This window comes from Dietzia natronolimnaea, from assembly GCF_002289575.1.
GTDB lineage: Bacteria > Actinomycetota > Actinomycetes > Mycobacteriales > Mycobacteriaceae > Dietzia > Dietzia natronolimnaea_A.
In genome coordinates this window covers 1-21,362 of sequence record NZ_NTGA01000019.1, presented here as the reverse complement: position 1 = coordinate 21,362, position 21,362 = coordinate 1, and the positions used below count along the sequence as shown (strand labels likewise).

Annotated in this window: 15 protein-coding genes, 4 pseudogenes and 1 riboswitch; of the genes and pseudogenes, 6 read left to right on the top strand and 13 right to left on the bottom strand. The window is 69.9% G+C overall.

Going from position 1 to position 21,362, the window contains the following annotated elements; translation table 11 throughout:
• Positions 1 to 15: 15 nt before the first annotated feature.
• Positions 16 to 885 carry an oxygenase MpaB family protein gene (locus CEY15_RS10995; protein WP_095718487.1) on the top strand — a complete coding sequence of 290 codons (870 nt, stop codon included), beginning with the start codon at positions 16 to 18 and terminating at the stop codon, positions 883 to 885.
• A 9-nt stretch (positions 886 to 894) separates the two neighbouring features.
• On the opposite strand, the gene CEY15_RS10990 is transcribed toward CEY15_RS10995, so the two are convergent.
• The 7 genes from CEY15_RS10990 to CEY15_RS10960 all read right to left on the bottom strand — a co-directional run bounded on the left by CEY15_RS10990 (position 895) and on the right by CEY15_RS10960 (position 8,524).
• On the bottom strand, positions 895 to 1,881 hold the full coding sequence (locus CEY15_RS10990) for a linear amide C-N hydrolase (RefSeq protein WP_095718486.1): 987 nt from the start codon (positions 1,879 to 1,881) through the stop codon (positions 895 to 897).
• A 165-nt stretch (positions 1,882 to 2,046) separates the two neighbouring features.
• Positions 2,047 to 3,822 (bottom strand): GMC family oxidoreductase N-terminal domain-containing protein, encoded by a 1,776-nt coding sequence (locus CEY15_RS10985; RefSeq protein WP_095718485.1) that lies wholly within the window; start codon positions 3,820 to 3,822, stop codon positions 2,047 to 2,049.
• Entirely contained in the window at positions 3,815 to 4,705 is an 891-nt protein-coding gene (locus tag CEY15_RS10980; protein ID WP_095718484.1) for a hypothetical protein, read from the bottom strand. Before CEY15_RS10980 ends, CEY15_RS10985 begins: the two co-directional genes overlap by 8 nt.
• A 101-nt stretch (positions 4,706 to 4,806) precedes the next feature.
• Positions 4,807 to 5,352: a DUF421 domain-containing protein gene (locus tag CEY15_RS10975; protein WP_095718483.1), complete on the bottom strand. Its 546-nt coding sequence runs from the start codon at positions 5,350 to 5,352 to the stop codon at positions 4,807 to 4,809.
• A 139-nt stretch (positions 5,353 to 5,491) separates the two neighbouring features.
• Positions 5,492 to 6,373: a sulfite exporter TauE/SafE family protein gene (locus CEY15_RS10970; RefSeq protein WP_095718482.1), complete on the bottom strand. Its 882-nt coding sequence runs from the start codon at positions 6,371 to 6,373 to the stop codon at positions 5,492 to 5,494.
• A 54-nt stretch (positions 6,374 to 6,427) separates the two neighbouring features.
• The gene (locus tag CEY15_RS10965; RefSeq protein ID WP_095718481.1) at positions 6,428 to 7,024 is read right to left on the bottom strand and encodes a rhodanese-like domain-containing protein; all 597 of its coding nucleotides are present in this window, start codon (positions 7,022 to 7,024) and stop codon (positions 6,428 to 6,430) included.
• Positions 7,025 to 7,129: 105 nt separating this feature from the next.
• Positions 7,130 to 8,524: an MBL fold metallo-hydrolase gene (locus CEY15_RS10960; protein WP_095718480.1), complete on the bottom strand. Its 1,395-nt coding sequence runs from the start codon at positions 8,522 to 8,524 to the stop codon at positions 7,130 to 7,132.
• A gap of 200 nt (positions 8,525 to 8,724) precedes the next feature.
• On the opposite strand from CEY15_RS10960, the pseudogene CEY15_RS10955 reads away from it, so the two are divergent.
• The 3 genes and pseudogenes from CEY15_RS10955 (at position 8,725) to CEY15_RS10945 (ending at position 13,538) form a co-directional block, all read left to right on the top strand.
• Positions 8,725 to 11,235, top strand: a pseudogene (locus tag CEY15_RS10955) (MMPL family transporter).
• Positions 11,228 to 11,866 (top strand): TetR/AcrR family transcriptional regulator, encoded by a 639-nt coding sequence (locus tag CEY15_RS10950; protein WP_176475090.1) that lies wholly within the window; start codon positions 11,228 to 11,230, stop codon positions 11,864 to 11,866. The pseudogene CEY15_RS10955 and the gene CEY15_RS10950 overlap by 8 nt, the downstream one beginning before the upstream one ends.
• Positions 11,867 to 11,948: 82 nt before the next feature.
• A complete protein-coding gene (locus CEY15_RS10945) occupies positions 11,949 to 13,538 on the top strand; it encodes an IS1182 family transposase (RefSeq protein WP_095718478.1) in 1,590 nt (529 codons plus the stop codon).
• Positions 13,539 to 13,719: 181 nt separating this feature from the next.
• Here CEY15_RS10945 and CEY15_RS10940 read toward each other — a convergent pair.
• From CEY15_RS10940 to CEY15_RS10925, 4 genes and pseudogenes are all read right to left on the bottom strand, one after another.
• Positions 13,720 to 14,589: pseudogene (locus CEY15_RS10940) on the bottom strand (MBL fold metallo-hydrolase); the annotation flags it as partial.
• 19 nt (positions 14,590 to 14,608) lie between these two features.
• Entirely contained in the window at positions 14,609 to 15,415 is an 807-nt protein-coding gene (locus CEY15_RS10935; protein ID WP_095718476.1) for an ABC transporter ATP-binding protein, read from the bottom strand.
• Entirely contained in the window at positions 15,412 to 16,440 is a 1,029-nt protein-coding gene (locus CEY15_RS10930; protein WP_095718475.1) for a FecCD family ABC transporter permease, read from the bottom strand. Before CEY15_RS10930 ends, CEY15_RS10935 begins: the two co-directional genes overlap by 4 nt.
• Positions 16,437 to 17,375 (bottom strand): ABC transporter substrate-binding protein, encoded by a 939-nt coding sequence (locus CEY15_RS10925; protein WP_095718474.1) that lies wholly within the window; start codon positions 17,373 to 17,375, stop codon positions 16,437 to 16,439. Before CEY15_RS10925 ends, CEY15_RS10930 begins: the two co-directional genes overlap by 4 nt.
• Before the next feature lie 90 nt (positions 17,376 to 17,465).
• Positions 17,466 to 17,602: riboswitch (cobalamin riboswitch) on the bottom strand.
• A gap of 86 nt (positions 17,603 to 17,688) precedes the next feature.
• Here CEY15_RS10925 and CEY15_RS10920 point away from each other — a divergent pair.
• Both CEY15_RS10920 and CEY15_RS10915 read left to right on the top strand, forming a co-directional pair.
• Positions 17,689 to 18,101 (top strand): annotated as a pseudogene (locus CEY15_RS10920) (carboxymuconolactone decarboxylase family protein).
• Between the two features lie 52 nt (positions 18,102 to 18,153).
• Entirely contained in the window at positions 18,154 to 19,788 is a 1,635-nt protein-coding gene (locus tag CEY15_RS10915) for a long-chain fatty acid--CoA ligase (protein WP_095718473.1), read from the top strand.
• Positions 19,789 to 19,948: 160 nt separating this feature from the next.
• Here the strand turns inward: CEY15_RS10915 and CEY15_RS10910 are convergent.
• Together CEY15_RS10910 and CEY15_RS10905 are read right to left on the bottom strand one after the other, a co-directional pair.
• Positions 19,949 to 21,089: pseudogene (locus CEY15_RS10910) on the bottom strand (cytochrome P450); the annotation flags it as partial.
• 29 nt (positions 21,090 to 21,118) lie between these two features.
• Positions 21,119 to 21,362: IS3 family transposase (locus CEY15_RS10905; protein ID WP_141244249.1), on the bottom strand; the 244-nt coding region annotated here is incomplete at its 5' end.

The following is a 21,362-nucleotide window of genomic DNA, read 5'->3' as shown; positions in this document are numbered from 1 at the left end:
CCGGGGAGTGACGTGATGAACGCAGGGACGCGATCCGCCGACGCAGGCGTCGACCCGACGAGGATCCGGCACCTCCCTGACCTGTCCACGCACCTGTGGTTCTGGCTTCCCGCCGCGAACGTGGTGATGCAGCTCGCCGACCCCGCCGTCGGGTACGGCGTGGTCGAGAGCCGGGTGGACCGGGGCCGCGGTGACCTCCGTCCGATCAAGCGCGGCAGGACCACCGCCCAGTACCTCGCCGTGGCGACGCTGGGGAACCAGGAGGAACGGGAGTTCTTCCACGAGGCGGTGCGGGAGATCCACGCGCAGGTCTACTCCACCGGGTCCAGTCCGGTCCGCTACAACGCCAACTCCGCGGCCTCACAGACGTGGGTGGCACTGTGTCTGGTCCGCTACTACATCGATCAGTGGGAGATGGTGCACGGGCCGCTGTCGGAGGCGGAGCTCGACCGGGTGATCGAGCTCGCGCGGCCGCTCGGCACCACCCTGAACGTGCCCGAGGCCCGGTGGCCGGCGAGTTGGACCGAGTACGAGCGGCGATTCGCCGAGTGCATCGACGGCGTCCGGATCGACGAGACCGTCCGCGAGTACCTCCAGTCGCTCGCCGACTTCACGGTCCTCGAGATCCGGATGAAGCAGCTGGGGACTCTCGCGCACAAGACCCTCGGCCCGTGGAGTCTGTCAATGACCAAGTTCGCGGTCCCCGAGCGGATCCGTGACGAGATGCGCTGGACCATCACCCCTCAGGACCTCCGGCGCCGCCGGATCATCGTGAACCTCGCGGCCGCGCTCGACCTGGTCCTGTCCAGGCCGCTGCGCGTGGTCTACACGCTCAACCTGTGGGACCTCCGGGTGCGCCGACGGCTGGGGATCGCCGTCTTCTGAGCGCGGGTCTCAGGACGCGCGGAGGAACTCCATGGGGGCCGTCGCCTCGAAGTGCGCGCTGACCTCGCCGACCAGTCCCCCCTCGAGCCCGGTGTCGGCGACCAGGTCGAGCTTGCGCACGGGTGCGCCCTCCGACAGGTCGAGGCCGTCCAGCCGTACCCAGACGATGTTGGGCCGACCGGTGTCCTCGAAGACGTACACACCGTCGACGTGGTCGGTGATGGTCCGCCACAGGGTGGTGGAGGCGTTGGGGTGATCCGGATCCGGCACGCGGAACGGTTGGGACGCGTTGCGCATCACACTCAGCAGCTCCGCGACGGCCCCGGTCCGGTCGGCGGGCGCGGGGAGCCGGTCCAGGTAGAAGGCCGCGCGGGCGAACCGCTCGTCGGCGTCCGTGCCGCCGGGGAGGGGGCGGTCGCCGCCGAAGCCCTTGATCTCGTGGAGGCGTTCGAGCTGCTCGGCGAACGGCGGCGAATTGGTCATGACCCTGTAGGACCGGTCATGCCAGATGTGGGGCTCACCGTCGATGTACTCGATGATCGCCGAGTCGCCGCTGCGGTCGTCGAGCGCCAGGTGGACGGTGACGGTGGTGCCGGTGACCGGGTCTCCGGACGTCCGGATCTGGACCCGGGACCGACGCATCCAGTCCACGGCCTCGGCGACGGTCGCGAAATTGTCCAGCATGTACTGCACCCACGCGGAGGCGCTCAACGCCGGACGGTCCGGGTCGCGCTCGCCGTAGTCGGACTCCGCCAGCCACAGCAGGTGTCCGGCCAGGCCCGCCTCGTTGATCCCGTCCGTGCTCGCCAGGTCGTAGGCCGCGGCCACCACGCTGCCGTGGACCGAGGTCCAGCGCAGGCTGTCGTCCACGCCGTTGTCGCGGGAGAGTCCCCGGGGGAACGCCCACAGGTTGGTCCGCAGATCCACCTCGTAGTCCATGGTGCGGCCGGCCAGGACCAGGTCCTCACCCGTTGACCAGAGCGTTCGCGTGCACATGGGTTGCCCTCCCGGAGCATCGACCTCGGAGATGAAGAAAAACTATCACCCGGTGTGCTGCTCGGGACGCGAACGCGCTCGGCGCCGCAGGCGGGGGTGCCGGGCTCAGCGGCCCCTCGCTCAGCGCCCCTCCACTCAGCGCCCCTCCACTCAGAGCCCGCCCACTCAGAGCCCCATCGCGTTCATGCGGGCGGAGATCCTGGCGTCCGTGCTCACGATCGGGGCCTCGGAGTCCACCCAGGAGTCCCCGCCGAAGTACAGCTGGAAGATCTTCTCCGCCGTCCGGGTGGCGAGCGCCTGGGTGGTCAGGGTCGGATTGGGTCCGCCGAGCGCATTGGCGAGCGCCGAGTTGTCGGCGATGAACAGCCGCTTGACCCACCGCGCCTCGGCGTTCGCGTCGAGCACCGAGTTCTGGTCGGACTCGCCCATCCGCATCGACGAGTGCACGTGGAGCAGCAGCGGAGCCCAGTCCAACCGATACACCTTCTTCGCCCCGGCGGCCCGCATGATCTCCGCGGACTTGCGCACCATGAACTCCCGGTTCTCCTGTGTCCGCGGGGAGCGGTTCCGCAGCGTGATGTCCACCTTGGCCGGCGCGCCGTTCTCGTCGGCGGGGAAGAGGGACGGGGTGATCCGGTTGGTCGACTGGACGTGATCGTCGGTGATCACGAGGAAGTTGAGCAGGTTGTCGATCCCGCCCATCATGAGGTCCTTGAGCTCGTTGCCCACCAGGCGGCCCGAGGGGCCGTCCCACGGTCCGTAGAGTCCGCGCCCGTTGTCGTAGACCCCGCGGACCCCGGAGTCGGACAGTGACAGCGTGAACGCCTGGATCGCGGGACCCAGCCCCACGTTCTCCATGCCGCCGCGACCCGGCCAGTCCATCCGTGCGGCCGAGTTGGCTCCCTTGGAATTGCCGGTGTACTCGTCGAAGCTGCCGACCACCCAGTCGAAGTGGTGGTCGGTGTGCCCGCGGCCGACCCAGTCGTTCGGGTTGGGCAGTCCGCTGTTGAACCACAGGCGAGGGCTCTCGGTGACCCCGCCGGCCAGAACCACGACGCGGGCGTCCTCGGAGAAGGTCGCGCCGGTGGTGTTGTTGCGCCAGGTCACCCCCCTGGCCACGGTGTGCGCACCTTCCTGCTCGTGCCGGATGGACTGTACGAAGCTGTCCGCGATCAACTCGAAGGCGCGGCCCCCGGGTCGGACCGCGTCCGCGGTCAGCCCGAGCGGGACGTAGCTGTTGTCCGTGGAGCGTTTGGCGTACTGGTTCCGCGGGGCCTGCCGGGGTACGTAACACCCCTGGAAGCAGTGACCGCAGAACGTGCAGCCGGTGGCCTGCGGGTAGGTGAGCAGGTTGGAGTCGTCCGTCCGGCCCGAGTTCCCCCCGGGCTGGAGGATCGCGTTCTGCTGGGGCCGGAACGCGGGCCTGGTGATGTCGCGGGAGGTCTGGACCGGGAGCCCGATGCCCTCGCATCCCCGGAAGGTGATCTCCTCCTTGGTGCCCATCGCCGCGGTCTCCACCGGGAGCGTCGCCTCCACCCATTCCAGGTACGGGACCAGCTCCTCGTAGCTGAAGGGGAAGAGGTGGGCGGTGTCGTACTCCGCGGCGTCCGCACCGGTGTACCCGCGGAACGCCCCCGGCATGGGGCGGGGACTGTTCCCGTAGTAGTGCTGGGTGGTACCGCCGACACCGGACAACTGCCAGACGAAGAGGTTGTCGGTCCATTCCCGGAACCACGCGGGCTTGTCCCGGTCCTCCGGGCCGAAACGGAGGAAGCCGTCGTTTGGGTTGTTTGCGTCGTTCTCCGCGTGGGACCACTGGTTCTCGGGATCGGCGTGCCGGGGGCCGCCCTCGAGGACGAGGACGTCCAGCCCCCTGCCGGCCAGCTCGGCGGCGACGACGGGGCCGCCCCCTCCTGCTCCGATGACGATGACATCACGCATCCGCGGGCACCTCCGTGCGGTTCTGGTAGTACCCGATGAACTCGGGATGGCCGTCGACCAGGCCGGTGGGCCGGAACCCGGTGAGGTCCCAGGGGACGGGCCGAGGGGTCACCGTCCGGGTCGCGCGGTCGAAGTTGTTCTGCTCGGAGTACACGCCGAAGGCGGTGCCCTGGAGCAGGATCCCGCCGGCGAAGCGGAGGAATCCCGACGCCGAGCCGCGAAGCGGGACCGGCAGGGCGCCGTCGATGATCGAGATGAGTTGCGGGACGGGCCCCTCGATCCCCTCGAGCACCCGGCACTTGTCCCCGAGCGACAGGCGGGAGAACGGCGACCCGAGCGGGCCGACGATCGATCCGGGGTTGACGAGTAGCGCGCCCGTGTTGAGCAGCAGCGCGACGGGGAGCGACAGGGGGAGGACGCGGTCGCTGTAGACGTACCCGAGGACCTGGTCGATGCGGCGGCCGTCGGGTTCGCTCAGGCCGAGGAAGGGCTCTGTGGGGATCCCCATGTCGGAGAGCGCCTCGCCGAGCCCCAGCGCGAGTGGTTGGGACAGCTGATCACCCATCGCGAGGTAGTTGTCGAACAGGTCCTTCATGAACTCGCCGCCGCCGACCTCGATCGGTCCCGGGTCCTCGCGCGGCGTGCCCTGTTGCCTCGACCACTCGTCGGGTCCGGGCATGACCATCACACACAGCGCCCGCATGGTGTCCAGGGAGAACTCCTCGACCGCGTCGAGGACGGCACTCCCCGTCCCCTGGGCGTTCGCTCGTCCCACCGCTCCGAGGGAGCCGTTCAGGGCGCCCGGAAACGCGACGCCCGCGCTGACGAATGCACCGAACAGGGACGCCCGCGCGAGAAAGGCCCTCCGGTTGAATTGATCCATGACCCCGCCTTTCGCTAGCACAGTGGGGCCACCGTAACGATGTGATATTCCTCACGCCACCGGTCGGGGATGATTCCTTTATCCCTCGAGCTATCCCTCGATCAGCCCTCGTTGTCACGGATGTCGTGTCGGCCCGTGAAGGGCAGGAGGCTCGAGGCGTCGCCCAGATCGTCGCGACCGATGACCCCCAGGCTGCCGTCCTGTTGGAGGATCACCGCCGCGACCTGCTCGAGCGAACCCTTCCCGGATTGCCGGGCCGCGGTGTGGACGTCCTCCTCGAGAAGGCGGTGGCTCCGTAGCGCCCTGCCCTGCATCCGCCCCTGGTAGTAGAGGAGGATCGGCGGGCTGTCCAGCAGGGACCGGACGCGCGGAGACCGCGCGCGGACCGCCGCGAACAACCACTGGACGCCCACGAGTAGCGCCAACACCAGGACCGTCTGCGCCAGCGGCACCTCGGTGGCGGTGAGTGTGCGCCCGAACGCCGAACCGATGGTCACCGCCACGATGAAGTCGAGGGGCGTCATCTTGGCCATGGTGCGTGGGCCGGATACCCGGAGGATCACGACCAGGGCGACGAAACCGCACACGACCATGACGACGGAGTGGACGACCGGTTCCCAGCCGTCCCAGAGCAGAGTTGTATCCATGACGCGAATGGTGCGCGCACCGCGGTCGGAGGACAACCGGCGTCGACGGGAACGGCCCCGACCGCACGGGCCGTGGTCCGTGCGGTCGGGGCCGTTCCGGGGCTGTTCCGGGGCCGTTCCGGGGCCGTTCAGCTCCGCGTCACGAGGCCCGCGCGGCGATCGGAGTGGCGGATCTCAGCGGGCAGCGGTCCTTGGCGGCGAGGAGGCAGGTCGCCGCGGCAGTGCCCAGGATGGCGACGGTGCCCAGGATGATCGGTGCGGCGGGGAAGGGCAGTTCCTGGGACAGGACGAAGGCTCCCATGAGCAGGACGAAGTAGCCGAACCCCTTGCGCAGCGCCTTCTCCGGGACGACCGAGGTGAGCCGGATGCCGACGAAGGAACCGGCGATGGCGGCGGCGGTGACGGCGGCGACGAGCGGCCAGTCCAGGCTGACCGAGGTGAGGTAGCCGCCGAGTCCGGCGAAGGATTTCATGGCGATGACCAGCAGGGACGTGCCCACCGCGACGGTCATCGGTAGACCCGCCAGGAGCACCAGGGCCGGGACGACGAGGAATCCGCCGCCCGCACCGACCAGTCCGGTGGCGGCGCCCACGACGAGACCGTCCAGCAGGATCCGCCACAGCGGGTGGTGATGGGTGGTGCTCTGGCCGTCGCGGTCCTTGCGGCCCTTGATCATGGCGCCCGCGGTGGCGATCATCATGATCGCGAAGGCGACCATCAGGACGGTACCGGGGATGTAGCCGCCGGCCAGCCCGCCGCCGAACGCGCCGACCATGCCGGCGGCGCCGAAGATCAGGCCGGTGCGCCACCGGACGTTGCCCTTGCGGGCGTGGCCGAACAGGCTGACCAGCGAGGTCGCGCCGACGACGAACAGCGAGGTGGCGATGGCCTCCTTGGGATCGAGTCCGCCGATGTAGGTGAGCAGCGGGACGACGAGGATGGAACCGCCCCCGCCGAGCAGGCCCAGGGACAGTCCGACCAGGACGGCCAGGGCCACGACGATGATCGTGGTGATCTCCATGTCAGGTGCCTTTCTCCGGCGGGGCGCCGGTTCCGGTGTCGGGGGTCGGGTGGGTCAGGAGCGGGCGGGCAGCGAGTCGAGCACGGAGCCGAGTCCGGGCTCGTCGGCCGAGCGGTTCCACGGCATCTTCGACAGGGCGGCGGCCATGGCGCAGGAGTTGCTCGCGGCGGAGTAGGTCAGCCCGGCCCCGATGGCGCCGGCGAGGTAGGCGAACTTCGGGGAGAGCACCTTCGAGGCCGTCACGCCCACCAGCACGAGGGAGCCGGCGGCCATGCGGACCTGCCGGTCCATCGCCCACGGGCCCGCGCCGCGGACGACCTCGCCGCCGGCGGACTCGAACGCGGCGATCCCGCCGTCGAGGACGGTCACCGAGTCAGGGTCCACGCCCACGGACTCGAGGCGCTGGCCCGCCTGGCGGGCGCGGTTGCCGGACTGGCAGATCAACACGACCTGTCCCGGCAGGCGGGAGGCGAACTCCTCCCCGTGCTCGGCGAGCAGGGGCAGCGGCACGTTGTAGGAGCCGCGGATGTGGACGGAGGAGTACTCGGCGCCGGACCGCACGTCGATGACGGTGGGCGGGGTGTCCGAGTCCATCGCATCGCGCAGGTCGGCCGGGGCGATGGTCGGGGCGTGGGTGAGGCTGGAGAGCATGGGTGGTGTCGGCCCTTTCGTGTGGGGAGTCGGAGTGGCGGCGGGTCGCCGCGGGGCCGGGGGCCGGACGGGTGGTCCGGCCCCCGGGGTGTGCGGTGGGTCCGCTCAGGCGGAGACGAGGGTGCGCTCGGACCAGGCGGCGTAGCTGCCCTCGAGCTCGACCACGTGGTAGCCGGCGCGACGCAGTGCACTGGCCGCGACCGAGTTGCGGACGCCGCTCTGGCAGTACGTCACGATCGGCCCGTCGGTCGGGAGCCGGTCGAGGTTCCACAGGAGTCGGCCGCCGCTGAGCTGCTCGGAGCCCGGGATGTGCCCCTCGGAGTGCTCGGTCTTGTTCCGCACGTCCAGGACCATGGCGGCGTCGAACGCGTCCAGCTCGTCGGGCCCGATCATCTCGGGGGTCGTCATGGGCAGACACTCGAGGCCGGTGGTGTAGCCGGTGACGGTGTCGATGCCGACCCGTAGCAGGTGATCCCGGAACGCCTCGGCCATCTCGACGTCCTCGGCCAGGACCACCAGGGGCGTGTCCTCCTTCTCGGGGTCGTAGACCCAGGCGCCGAAGGAGGCGGCCTTGTCGACGCCGGGGATGTTGAGCGAGCCGGGGACGGTGCCCGCGTGGACCTCGTCCTGGCCGCGGGTGTCGACGACGACGACCTCGTTCGTCTCGAGGGCGTCGGCCACCTCCGCGGACTCGTAACGGCGCAGCGGGGCCAGCGGTCCGAGGACGTCCGGACCCTGCCGGTTCTGCCGCTTCATCCGCCCGAAATACGCGTGCGCGTCCGGCTGGCCGTCGAGGAGTTCGGAGATGAAGCCCTCTTCGTCGTCGTCGTTGACGTACCCCGCCCACCACGCGTATCGACGCTCGTACCCGACGCTGGTCGACGGAAGCGCGCCGAGCGCCTTGCCGCAGGCGCTGCCCGAGCCGTGGCCCGGGAAGACCTGGACGTGGTCCGGCAGCGTGACGAACGAGTCCTTCAGGCTCCGGAAGATCTGCTTGGCGCCGGCGAAACGGGTGTCGACCCCGCCCGCGGCCTCGTCGAGCAGGTCGGGCCGGCCGAGGTCGCCGGAGAAGACGAAGTCGCCGGTCAGCATGTACCCGGGGGTATCGGCGAACGCGCCGTCAGTGATGAGGAACGACAGGTGCTCCGGCGTGTGGCCCGGTGTGTGCACGGCCTCGACGGTGATGTTGCCGAGTGTCAGCCGGTCGCCGTGGTACAGGCGCTCCGCGGCGAAGCGGTACTGCCAGTCGTCACCGCCCTCGCCGGAGACGTAGACGGTCGCCCCGGTGGCGGCCGCGAGTTCGCGGGTGCCGGACAGGTAGTCGGCGTGGATGTGGGTCTCGGTGACCGCGGTGATGGTCATGCCGTGACGGGCGGCCAGGTCCAGGTACTCGCGGATGTCGCGGCGGGCGTCGACCACCACGGCCTCCCCCTTGGCCTGGCAGCCGATGAAGTAGCCGGCCTGGGCGAGGTCCTCGTCGTAGATGCGTTCGAGAAGCATGGTGCTCTCCTTGTCGGTCGGTGTTCCCTGCGAGGGGTGTGCCACGACTGTACATACCCCGGGGGTATCGACAAGGCGGGCGGCGCATCAGGACAGGGTGGCGTTCGCCACAAGTGGTTGCACAGGCTGTGCAATGGTGCAGTGCCCGTGCAAAACTGCGAGGGTTCCGCTTCCCGCACCTACGCACCAGGAGCCAGCGCATGGCGTCATTCCTCTACCGCATCGGGCGGTCCGCCTATCTGTTCAGGTGGCGGTTCATCGCGGCCTGGATGCTGTTGATCGTCGGCGTGGGCACCGCCGCGGCCACGATGTCGCAGCAGACCAGCACCACCTTCTCGATCCCGGGCCTGGAGTCGATCGAGACCCAGGAGGAGATGCAGGAGCGGTTCGCCGGGGCGGGGGACCAACTCGACGCCCCCACGGGGACAGTGGTCATCCGCGCCCCGGAGGGCAGCACCCTCACCGATCCGGCTGTGACGGAGGACGTCGACGCATTCCTCGCACAGGTGCGGGAGCTGGACTTCCTCGCCGACACCGACGCGATCGTCAACCCGGTGATCGCCGCCGAGGGGCTGTCCCAGCAGCTGACCGAGGCCAAGGCCGCCCAGGAGATCCCGCAGGAGCAGATCGAGGCCGACATCGCGGCCCTGAGCCCGCTCAGCGCGGACGAGACGACCGGCACCGTCCAGGTCCTGTTCGCGGCCGAGACGACCATGGACATCGACGCCGAGGACCGCGACGCCTTCGCGGACGTCGTGGCCGGGCACGAGGGCGACCTGACCATCGCGTACTCCGGGAACGCCTTCCAGATGTCCGAGATCAGCGCCATCGGCGAGCTCATCGGCATCGCGGTGGCGGCGGTGATCCTCTTGGTCACCTTCGGTTCGCTGATCGCCGCGGGGATGCCGCTGCTCACCGGGATCATCGGCGTCGGGATCGGCATCGCGGGCATCTTCGCGGCCACCGCCTTCACCGACACGATCAACACCATGACGCCGACCCTGGCGTCCATGATCGGTCTGGCCGTGGGGATCGACTACGCGTTGTTCATCGTCTCCCGTTTCCGTACGGAGCTGGTCAAACACATCGGCGGAAACGATCTCGAGCCCGCGGAGCTCGCGGAGAAGCTCAAGACCATAGACGCCAAGCAGCGCGCACACCTCGCCGGGCTGGCGGTCGGCAAGGCCGGCTCTGCGGTCGTCTTCGCCGGTCTCACCGTGCTCGTCGCCCTCGCGGCCCTGTCGATCATCAACATCCCGTTCCTCACCGCGATGGCACTGTCCGCCGCGGCGACCGTCGCGATCGCCGTTCTGGTCGCCATCACGCTGCTGCCCGCCATCCTCGGTGCTGTCGGGACCAGGCTCTTCGCGGCCCGCGTCAAGGGCGTCAAGGCGCCCGACCCGGAGGACGAGAAGCCGACGATGGGCCTGACCTGGGTGCGCCGCATCCGCGCCCGTCCCGTGTTCTTCGCGACCGCCGGTGTCCTGCTGCTCGTCCTGCTGGCCCTGCCGGCCGTGCAGCTGCGACTGGCCATGCCGTCCGACGGCACGATGGCCCCGGACACCCCGAACCGCGTGGCCTACGACATGACCGACCAGGCGTTCGGCCCCGGTCGCAACGCCCCCATGATCGCCTTCGTGGACACGCTCGATGTCGCGGAGGAGGAGCGTCCGGCCGCGTGGGCCACCGCTGCGGCGGACATCCAGGCGCTCGACGGTGTGCAGAACGCGCAGATCATCGAGACCAACGAGGCGGGCGACGCCGCCCAACTCCTCGTCACGCCCTAGTACGGTACGAACGACGAGCGGGCCGCGGAGGTTCTCGCTGAAATCAGGTCCGGGGTCGCGGCCTTCGAACAGGAGACCGGGGGCACCTACTCCGTCACCGGCGTCACCCCGATCTACGAGGACATCTCCGAACGCCTGACCGAGGTGCTGCTGCCGTACATCGCCATCGTGCTGGCGCTCGCGTTCATCCTGCTCATGCTGGTGTTCCGGTCGATCTGGGTGCCGCTGATCGCGGCGCTGGGCTTCGGCCTCTCGGTCGCGGCGACCTTCGGCGTCACCGTGGCGATCTGGCAGGAGGGCTGGGGCGGGATCATCTCCGATCCGCAACCCGTCATCAGCTTCCTGCCGATCATGCTCATCGGCATCGTGTTCGGTCTGGCGATGGACTACCAGGTGTTCCTGGTCACGAGGATGCGGGAGGGGTGGGTGCACGGCAAGACCGCCCACAACGCGGTCGCCAACGGCTTCAAACACGGGGCCCGCGTCGTCACCGCCGCCGCGTTGATCATGATCAGCGTCTTCGCCGCCTTCATGACGATCGACGAGCAGTTCATCAAGGTGATGGGCTTCGCGCTCGCGATCGCGGTGCTGTTCGACGCGTTCGTGGTGCGCATGACGATCATCCCGGCGGTGATGTTCCTCCTCGGCGAGCGGGCCTGGGGCCTGCCGCGCTGGTTGGACAGGATCCTGCCCACCGTCGACGTCGAGGGGTCGGCTCTGGAGACCGCCGAGGGGTCGGCGCAGCGGGGGACCGACCCCGGCACGGGCGGTGACGCCGACGGCGGCGCCGACCGCGAAGCGGCACTCGTCGGTGGCCGGCACTCGTCCGACACCGTCGCCGACCAGTCCCCGGGGGCCGGCAGGCACGAGTCGCGCGGTGAGTCGGACGGCGGTGGTGGTCCCGGGACGCGGACAGATGGCTAACCTCCGGGAGCGGAAGAAGGCCGACACCCGCACGCGACTCTCGGTGGCCGCGGTCGAACTCCTGGTCGCCGAGGGCGCGGAGGGGGCGACGGTCTCGGCGATCGCCGACCGGGCCGGCGTCTCCACCCGCACGTTCCACAACTATTTCGCCCACCGCGAGGGCGCGTTCGTCCACTTCCTCCGCGAGCAGGTCGCGGAATGGGTCCGTCGGGTCGACCGGGCGCCGGCGGGGATGTCGCCGCTCGACGTCCTGCGCTCGATCTTCCGGGAGTCCTACGGTCGCTCGCAGGACGACATCGTCGCGGCAGAGAACCTCCTCGTGCTCGGTGAACAGGTCATGCTGCTGATGGGCGACGAGGAGCACCCCTGTGCCGAGAGCATCCTCGATCCGCTGTACGAGGCGGTCTGTCGTCGGGCGCCCCACCTGAGCGCGTTCCGGGTCCGCGTGCTCCTGGACCTCGGCCTGGCCGCCGGAGCATCGGTGCTCAGGCACCAGCCACCCGCGGGAGAGCCGGGCCGCGACGACGCGGTGCACGACCCGGCGCACTATCTCGACGAGGCCTTCGACCTGCTCGCACGCGGGACCGGGCAGGAGTTCCGGGACGACTCGGACCAGCGGGGGACCGACTAGGACGTCTCCCGCACTAGGAGACTGCTGAACAAAGGGCGTGGCTCGCCTGCGGCGTTGGTGCCGGCTTGAAATGATGTGGGGCATGCAGGGTGAGTCGGATCGGCAGCGCGAGTTGCTGGATGTGGAGTCGGTGGCGGGGCATCTACTCGAGCCCGGCAGCGTGTTCGCGTTGCTGGCCGAGCATCGAGATCGCCTGTTTCCGGCGGAGTTGTTCGCAGATCTGTTTCCCTCGGGCCGGGGCCGGCCGTCGATCCCGGGTGAGGTGATTGCCTCGGTCATAGTGCTGCAAGCGCTGTTCGGCCACTCGGACCGTGAGGCGGTCGATGCGTTGACGTTTGATCTGCGGTGGAAGGCCGCATGCGGGTATGCGGTCGATGCGAAGGGATTCGATTCGTCGACGTTGACCTACTGGCGGCGCCGGTTGGCGGCCAGTGACCGACCGCAGCGGATCTTCGAGGTGGTGCGCCAGGTCATCGCCGAGACCGGGGCGGTCAAGACCAAGACCCGCCGCGCCCTGGATTCGACGGTCCTGGATGACGCGGTGGCCCGTCAGGACACGATCACCCAACTCATCGCCCAGATCCGTCGGGTCGGCCGCGAGGTGCCGGGTGCGAAGGAACTGATCGCCTGCGAGTGCACCAGGCTGGCGGCAGTGTGCGGGCAGGACTACACCGCGCCCGGTAAGCCCCGCATCGCCTGGGATGACCAGGCTGCCCGCGACGAGCTGGTCTCTGCCCTGGTCGCGGACGCTCTGGCACTGCTTGAGGCTCTGGATGTTGAGGCGATCACCGCCGCCGGCGGCAGACCGGCCGAGGCGGTGGCGCTGTTGGCGCTGGTGGCCGGTCAGGACGTCGAGCCCGCCGACGACTCTGATGGCACGGACGGGCGCTGGCGTATCGCCCGCCGCACGGCACCGGATCGGGTGATCTCCACCGTGGACCCTGATTCCCGGCACGCGCACAAGACCCGGCAACGGCGCCAGGACGGGTTCAAGGCCCATATCGTGGTCGAGCCCGACACCGGCCTGACCACCATGTGCGCGCTGACCAAAACAAACGGGCCGACCAACTCCGATGCCGCGATCGGTGCGGAGCTGGTCACCGCCGATCCCACTATCGGCGCCGACGAGAAGGTCGAGGTGCTCGGCGACTCGGCGTATGCCAGCGGCGACATGCTCCACGCCCTGGCGGGAAAGCAGTGGCTGCCCCTGGTCAAACCGTGGCCGCTACGGCCTACGGTCGAGGGCGGGTTCACCCTCGACGACTTCACCTTCGACGCCGCGGCGGGCACGCTGACCTGCCCCGGCAACATCACGCGGACGGTGACAGTGCACGGCCGCGCCACATTCAAAGCAGCCTGCCGCGGCTGCCCGCTGCGCCAGCGGTGCACCACCTCGGCCACGGGACGCACCGTGCTGCTCGGCGAGCATCACCTTCTCCAGCGCCAGCACCGCCAGCGGGCTGGTGACGAGAACTTCAAGACCGTCTACCGACAGCACCGCCCCATGGTGGAGCGCTCGATCGCCTGGCTCACCCGAGGCGCTCGCCGCGTGCCGTACCGCGGGGTCGACAAGAACAACAACTGGCTCCACCACCGCGTCGCCGCCCTCAACCTGCGGCGACTGCTCGCCATGGGCCTGACCCACCAGAACGGAACCTGGGCCCTGGCCTGACCAGCACGTCAGGGCCGCCCCCGGGAAGAGGCTCGAACGACCCGCCACGAGCGCCACCACCGGTCGCCGACCCCAGATATCTCAAGCCCCGCACTCCGCGCGACGGCCAACCGGCCCCTCACCCACAACCGGCCACACCCCTCGCCGCTAGGAACACAGCTTGTTCAGCAGTCTCCTAGCTGTCCTGCTCTCGGGTCTGCCCCCGGCCCGCTCCACCCCGTACGGGAGCGGGGTACGGCGGGCCGGCGGGGCCACACCAGACCACCTTGCCGTCCTTTCCCGGCCTGGCCCCGTGCTCGCGCAGCCGCGGGACCAGTTGATCGAGCGGCGGGTTGTGGTGGCCGAGGTGCACGGCCACGACGTCGGTGCGGTCGTCGACGGCCCCGACGGACCGCAGCGACCGCACCATCGCGCCGAACCGCTCCAGCCCGAGATGGGCGTCCGAGATCTCCTCGCGGTCGCCCAGGGTCTCCTCGAGGAACACCGCGTCGTATCCCGCCCCCCGGACGGCCGCGAACCACCCGGTGGGCCACGGGCCGGTGTCGGTGGCCCACAGGACACGTGCGCCGTCGGGGCCGGTCACGTCGTAGAGCACCGCGTCGCCGTCTTCGAACACGCGGTGTCGGGCGGGCAGGACCCGCACGTCGTACCCGCCGACGCGGATCCGGTCCCCGGCCACGACCGGAACGAACCGCACGGGGTCGCCGGGGCCGACCCACGGCCGGCACACCTCGAGCGCGGCGGAGGGGCCGATCACCTCGAGCTCGCCGGTCCCGGCGACCCAGGAGCGGGAGAGCAGTGCCTGGGGGCCGAGGTGGTCGGAATGGGCGTGGGTGAGAAGCAGATGCCCGACCCCCGCGAGCGTCCGGCCGAGACGCGACGCGGCACCCGGCACCTCGGGCCCGCAGTCGATCAGCAGCTCGTCGTCGACCAGCGCGGCGGTCTGGCCGCGCACCTCCCCGCGCCGCAGGGCGTCGAGGCAGGTGCCGCAGCGGCAGAACGGATTGGGCCACCCGTCGGCGGCACCCGTGCCCAGCAGCACGATCTCCATCAGGTCCCCGCCCCCGGCATCACGCCCGAGCTCCCGGCTCGCGGAGCGGCAGGACGGCGCGACCGTCGGGGCGGTCGAGGACCTCGACGCGGGCGTCGTACACCTCGGCCACCCGTTCCACCGTCAGCACGTCCTCTCCGGTGCCGTCGGCGACGATGCGGCCCTCGTCCAGCAGGACCACGCGTTCGCCGTAGTGCGCAGCGGAGGTGAGGTCGTGCATGGCGGCCACCACGGTGAGGCCGCTCTCCCGCCGCATCGAGTCGACCAGGTCGAGGACCTGCTGCTGGTGCCCGATGTCGAGGGCGCTCGTGGGCTCGTCCAACAACAACACGCGGGGCTCCTGGGCCAGGGCCCGTCCCAGGACCACCCGCTGGAGCTCGCCCCCGGACAGCGTGGTGGCGATGCGCGGGGCCAGGTCGTGCAGCGCGAGTCGGTCGATCACGCTCTCGACGACTTCGTGGTCGTGGGGCGACTCGGTGCCGAACCGGGGGATGTGGGGTGTGCGGCCCAGCCGGATCAGCTCTCGCGCGCTCACGCCCTCGGGCACGACCGGGCGCTGCGGCATCAGCGCCACCATCCGGGCCACCCGCCGGCGTCCGGCCCGTCGCGGCGCCAGGCCCATGACCTCCACCTCCCCGCGGGACGGGATGAGCCCGGCCAGGGCGTAGAGCAGCGTGGTCTTGCCCGAGCCGTTCGGCCCGACCAGAGAGATCCAGGACCCGGTCGGCACGGCCAGGTCGATCCCGTGCAGGACGGGCACGGCGTCACGGGCCACGTGGAGACCACGGCAGGACAGGGCCGCGCGAGCATCCGGGGTGGAGGTCATATGAGTCCCCGGCTCCGGCTCAGGACGAACAGGAAGAACGGGGCACCGATCGCGGCGGTCACGACCCCGATCGGCAGCTCGGCCGGGCTCATCGCGGTGCGGGCCACGATGTCGGCCAGGACGAGGAAACTCGCCCCCACCAGCAGGGACAGCGGTAGGAGTAACCGGTGGCCCGGGCCGATCACCATCCGGACGGCGTGCGGGATCACGATGCCGACGAACCCGATCAGGCCGCTCACGGACACGACCGCGGCGGTCCCCAGCGTGGCTACGCTGATCAGCACCAACCGCACCCGGGCCGGGGCGATGCCGAGGGTGGAGGCTTCGACGTCACCCACCGCCATCACGTCGAGGGTGCGCCGGAACAGGGCGATCACCGCGACCGAGACCAGGACGTACGGCAGCACGGTCCGCACCTCGGACCAGCCGCTGGTCGTGAGCCGGCCGAGCATCCACGAGTACACCTGCCTCAGGGTCTCGTCGTTGCGCTGCATGAAGAAGGTCTGGATGGCGCTCGCGAACGCGGCGACGGCGACTCCGGCGAGGATGATCACGACCTCTGTCCGCCCGCCACCGATACTGCGGCCGAGGGTGTAGGTGGCCATCACCGCGATCATGCCGCCGACGAACGCCGCGGGGGGCACCACCGCCGAACCCATGGCCCCGCCCACGACTATCGCCAGTGTCGCGCCCAGCCCGGCGCCGCTGGACACACCGAGGAGATAGGGGTCGGCGAGCGGGTTTCGGAACACGCCCTGGTAGGTGGCACCGGCGAGCGCCAGCATCGCGCCGACGATCCCGCCGAGCACGACCCGCGGGATCCGGATCTCCCACAGGATCACCTGCTGGCGTGGCGAGAACCCCGAGTCGACGTGCACGAACGGCAGCTGCCCGACCAACTCGAGCAGGACCCCCCGCGGTGTGAGCCCGGCGGGACCGACGAGCGTGCCCGCCAACAGTGCCAGGAGGAAGAGCAGTGTCGCTCCACCCAACACCAGGGCGTGGCGGGGCGACGCTCGGGTCACGAGGCAGGTTCACTCTCGGGCTGTGGTTCGTTCACAGGGAGTGTGGAGATGATCCCGGCCACCCCGCGCATGAAGTCCACCACGCGCGGGCCCCACCGGCTGGCCAGGTCCTCGTCGACCACGAAGACGCGGTCCTGCCTCACCGCGCCGAGCTCGCCCCACCCGGGGCGCTCGGCCACGACCTCCGGCGTGATCCCGCAGCACTGCCCGTCGGCGAGCATCACCAGGTCCGGGTCGGCCTCGAGGATCAGCTCCTCGGACAGCTGCGGGTAGGCGTCGTCCCCGGTCGCGATCGAGGTCAGCCCCAGTAGGGAGTACACCTCTCCGATGTACGAGTCGTCGGTGACGGTGTAGTAGGTGTCGTCGAGTTCGTGGAAGTAGGTCAGCGGGGTCTCGCGCTCCGGGACCGAGGCCACGATCTCGTCGATCTCGCCCTGCATCCTCGAGACCAGCTCGGCGGCCTCGCCGACCGTCCCGGTGGCCGCGCCGACCTGTTCGATCTGGGTGTACGTGTCGTCCAGGGTCCGGGCGGCGGGGAGCAGCAGGACCTCGACCCCGGACCGCTCGAGGCCGGACACGATGTCGCCGGTGTCGTCCGTGGCCACGACCAGGTCCGGCTGGTACCCGAGGATCGCCTCGAGGTTCGGGGTGTAGCCCGACAGGTCGGTGACCGGGGCGTCGGCGGGGAAGTCGGAGCGCTCGTCCACCGCGACCACCCTGTCGCCGGCACCCACGGCGTACAGCATCTCGGTGGTGGTGGGGCTGAGCGAGATGATCGCCTGCGGCTCACCGGCGGCGGCGCCGGTGCCGTCGGTCTGGTCGGCCCCCTGCTCGTCGGCGCCGGAGCAGGCCGAGGCGACCAGGGCGACGGAGGTGAGGACGGCGGCGAACAGGGAGCGGGATCGGGGCGTGGTCCGGGCTCGAGACTGGTGCATGACATCCTCCGGGGATCGCCAGGACGAAAGCAGCTCGGCAGCGACGCGGACGCCGCGGCACGCAACCGTCCTTCGTGCGAGGTCAGTTCGTACGGCGCCGCGGTACCGGCCGACCTGGCTCGCCCGCTCGGGGCGGGATCACAGTTGCGCGACAGCGTCGGATTCACACCGACTTCCGCCGGGTACCACGGGTGTCCGGCGGGGGAGCCGGACCCTCCGAGAGTAGCCGACCCCGGGGTCGAGGGCAGGATGGGCCGTGACCGCGCCCGGACACACCGACGGGCCCGCACGCACTGACAGGAGGGACCACGAGATGACGACGACGAACGGTTCAGGCGAGGGGCCTTCGGCCGCGGATCTTCGGTCGCGGGGTTTCGCGACCCGGCGCGGGGTGATGGGCGACGCCTTCGTGGACCGCGCGATGGGCCGGGCCGAGGGGACCGCCTCCGAGGCCCTCCAGTACGTGGTCACCGAGAACGTGTGGGGAAATATCTGGGACCGCCCGGGGCTCGGGCGCCGCGACCGCAGCCTGTTGAACATCGGCATGCTCGTGGCGTTGCGGGCGAACCCCGAGTTGGCCGGTCACGTGCGCGGCGGCCTGACCAACGGCCTCACCCGCGAGGAGATCACCGAAGCCGTGATCCACGCCTCGGGTACTGCGGGGCGCCAGCGGCCCTCAAGGCCATGAAGACGGTCCAGGAGGTCTTCGACGCCCTGGACAGGTAGGCTGGTGTCCAGAAGTGACCCCCGACACCCCCCTGAGTGAGGAGCCCCTCGCATGCGCAGCACCATGCAGCCGGAACAGCTGAACATCAGTACCATCCTGACGTTCGGCGCGACCGTCCACTCGGACGCGGTCGTCACCACCTGGACCGATCAGGGCCCGCGGAAAGTCACGTTCGGCGAACTCGGGAAGCGGGCGGCCCAGCTCGCCCACGGGTTGCGTTCGCTCGGGATCGACGCAGACCAGCGCGTCGCGACGTTTCAGTGGAACAACTCGGAGCACATGGAGGCCTACCTGGCCATCCCGTCGATGGGCGCGGTGCTCCACCCCCTGAACATCCGGCTGTTCCCGGACCAGCTCGAGTTCGTGGCCAACCACGCCGAGGACAAGGTCGTGATCGTCGACCCGAGCCTGATCCCGCTCCTGCAGCCCCTGCTGCCGCGGTTCTCGACCGTCGAGCACGTGATCGTCACCGGCGGCGGTGCGGCGAACCTCGAGGCCCCGGAGGGCGTGCAGGTTCACGACTACGAGGCGCTTCTGGCGGCCCAGCCCACCGAGTTCGAGTGGCCCGAGATCGACGAGAACTCCGGCGCGGCGATGTGTTACACCTCGGGCACGACGGGAGACCCCAAGGGCGTCGTCTACTCGCACCGGTCGATCTACCTGCACTCGATGCAGGTGTGCATGTCCGACGGCATGGACATCTCGCTCGACGACAACGTGCTGGCGATCGTCCCCATGTTCCACGCGATGTCCTGGGGCCTGCCGTACGCGGCGTTCCTGGTGGGGGCGTCGCTGCTCATGCCCGAGCGCTTCCTGCAGCCCGAGCCGCTGGCCGCGATGATCGCCTCCGAGCGGCCGACCCTGGCCGCCGCCGTCCCCACGATCTGGCAGGCTGTGGACGCGTACAGCGTCGACCACCCCATCGACATGTCGAGCTTCCGTGCCGTGGTCGTGGGCGGCAGCTCCTGCCCGCCCGCGCTGATCCGCAAGTTCAAGGAGAACTACGGGATCGACATCGTCCACGCGTGGGGTATGACGGAGACCTCGCCCATCGGCACGCTGTCGCGGCCGAAGGCGGACCTGCCGGAGGACAAGCAGTTCGACCTGCGCACTACGCAGGGTCGGTTCATCGCGGGGGTCAAGGCCCGGATCGTCGACGACGCCGGACAGGAACTGCCCTGGGACGGCGAGTCCGTCGGTGAGCTCCAGGTGCGTGGCCCCTGGATCACGGGCAGCTACTACAAGGTGGAGGAGTCGGACCAGTTCGACGACGGCTGGCTGCGCACCGGCGACGTCGGCTATGTCCGCCCCGAGGCGTTCCTGCAGCTCACCGACCGCGCCAAGGACATCATCAAGTCCGGTGGTGAGTGGATCTCCTCCGTGGAGGTCGAGAACTACCTCCTCGAGCACCCGGATGTGGCCGAGGCGGCCGTGATCGGCATCCCCGACCCCAAGTGGGACGAGCGTCCGCTGGCCACGATCGTGGTCAAGGAGGGCGTGGCCGATCCCGCCGTCGAGGACCTGCGCGCGCACCTCGAGAGCAGGATGGCCAAGTGGCAGGTGCCCGAGAAGTTCGCCTTCGTCGACGAGATCCCCAAGACCTCCGTCGGCAAGCTCGACAAGAAGCGCATCCGCGTCTCGCACTCCGAGGGTGAGCTCACGGTGGTCAACGCCCTGGAGAAGTAGCCTCTGCCCGGCGGATCGTCACCCGGTCCCCGCACGTCCAACGAGAAGAGCGTTCCGCGCACATCGCCCGAGGCAGGTGCGCGGAACGCTCTTCTCGTTGGATCAGGGGGGTCGCGTGCGGGAGCGGCGCCGGCGTCCGGGGCGAGTCGGCCGGGTCAGCTCAGCCGGTGCGGGCCGGCGTGAGCGGTCGCAGGGACACCGGGAGCCCGTCCCCGGGGAACGGCAGTGAGTCGTTCTTCATGGGTGGGACGTAGTCCAGCGGAACGGACCACTCGAAGTGCCGGAGCAGCGCGCTGAGTACGAGCTTGGACTCCAGGTTGGCGAAGATCATGCCGAGGCACTTGTGCACCCCGCCGCCGAAGGGCTCCCAGGCGTAGCGGTGGGACTTGTCCTCGCGCCTGCCCTCGGTGAAACGCTCGGGGTCGAAGAGTTCCGGGTCGGTCCAGTACTCGGGCATGTGATGCGACAGCAGCGGCATCACGGAGACGAGCCGACCCTTGGGGATCATCACGCCCAGCACCTCGGTGTCCTTGACCGCCCTGCGGGCCAGCACCGGTACCGGCGGGTGCAGCCGCAGCGTCTCCTTCATCACCAGGTCCAGGTCGGTGAGGCCTTCCAACTCGGCGAGGGTCGGCGAGGGGCCCAGTTCCAGACACTGCCGTCGGCAGCGCTCCTGCCATTCACGGTCACGGCCGAGTTCGTAGACCATCGAGGTGACGGTGCTGGTGGTGGTGTCGTGCGCGGCCATCAGCAGGAATCATCTGGTTGATGATGTCGTCGTCGTTGATCCCGCCGGAGGCGTCGGCCACCTGACACAGGGCCGAGAACAGGTCCTCGCCGGGGTTCGCGCGGCGGGCGGGCAGGTGGCGCCGGAGGAACTCCTCCAACAGGCGTCGGCCGCGGGTGGCGCTACCCCACTTGGTGAACGGCAGTGGCGCGGTCGAGCGGATGTACCCGTTGGCGGCCTGCACACAGTCCACGAACGCGGTGTTGACCCGCTCGATCTCCCCGGGTTCGGCGTACTCGGCGCCGCCCATGAACACCTCGGTGGCCAGATCGAGGGTGTGTGACTTGAGCGCGGGATAGATCTCGAACGCGCCATCGGGGGTCCAATCCGAGATGCCACGCTCGACCAGCGGGGCCAGCCTGCGGGCATAACCCTCCAACCGCGGGCGGGTGAACGCCTCCTGCATGATGTGCCGGAAGTGGTGGTGCTCGGCGAAGTCGAGCAGCATGAGTCTGCGGTCGAAGAACGGGCCCACCAGGTAACCCCAGCCGGGGCCGTTGGCAAAAGCCTTGTCTGTCAAGCCCCGGGTTTTGTAGAGGGTGGTTATCTGGCGTCGATGAGGTCTTCGATGGTCTGTGGTTGAGGTTCGGCCGCGGTGAGTCGGGCCTCGTATTCGGCGGGTGGGACGTAGCCGATCTCGCCATGGATCCGGCGGTGGTTGAACCAGTCGATGTACTCGGCGACGGCGATCTCGAGGTCGTCGATGTCTCGCCATGGCCCCTTGTGGCGGTTGCGGACGAGCTCGGCTTTGAACAGCGAGTTGAACGCCTCGGCCATCGCGTTGTCG

Excerpts from the sequence above, each read along its gene's own strand:
- CEY15_RS10995 (WP_095718487.1), top strand. The coding sequence starts at position 16 with ATGAACGCAGGGACGCGATCCGCCGACGCAGGCGTCGACCCGACGAGG.
- CEY15_RS10990 (WP_095718486.1), bottom strand. The coding sequence starts at position 1,881 with ATGTGCACGCGAACGCTCTGGTCAACGGGTGAGGACCTGGTCCTGGCC.
- CEY15_RS10985 (WP_095718485.1), bottom strand. The coding sequence starts at position 3,822 with ATGCGTGATGTCATCGTCATCGGAGCAGGAGGGGGCGGCCCCGTCGTC.
- CEY15_RS10980 (WP_095718484.1), bottom strand. The coding sequence starts at position 4,705 with ATGGATCAATTCAACCGGAGGGCCTTTCTCGCGCGGGCGTCCCTGTTC.
- CEY15_RS10975 (WP_095718483.1), bottom strand. The coding sequence starts at position 5,352 with ATGGATACAACTCTGCTCTGGGACGGCTGGGAACCGGTCGTCCACTCC.
- CEY15_RS10970 (WP_095718482.1), bottom strand. The coding sequence starts at position 6,373 with ATGGAGATCACCACGATCATCGTCGTGGCCCTGGCCGTCCTGGTCGGA.
- CEY15_RS10965 (WP_095718481.1), bottom strand. The coding sequence starts at position 7,024 with ATGCTCTCCAGCCTCACCCACGCCCCGACCATCGCCCCGGCCGACCTG.
- CEY15_RS10960 (WP_095718480.1), bottom strand. The coding sequence starts at position 8,524 with ATGCTTCTCGAACGCATCTACGACGAGGACCTCGCCCAGGCCGGCTAC.
- CEY15_RS10950 (WP_176475090.1), top strand. The coding sequence starts at position 11,228 with ATGGCTAACCTCCGGGAGCGGAAGAAGGCCGACACCCGCACGCGACTC.
- CEY15_RS10945 (WP_095718478.1), top strand. The coding sequence starts at position 11,949 with ATGCAGGGTGAGTCGGATCGGCAGCGCGAGTTGCTGGATGTGGAGTCG.
- CEY15_RS10935 (WP_095718476.1), bottom strand. The coding sequence starts at position 15,415 with ATGACCTCCACCCCGGATGCTCGCGCGGCCCTGTCCTGCCGTGGTCTC.
- CEY15_RS10925 (WP_095718474.1), bottom strand. The coding sequence starts at position 17,375 with ATGCACCAGTCTCGAGCCCGGACCACGCCCCGATCCCGCTCCCTGTTC.
- CEY15_RS10915 (WP_095718473.1), top strand. The coding sequence starts at position 18,154 with ATGCGCAGCACCATGCAGCCGGAACAGCTGAACATCAGTACCATCCTG.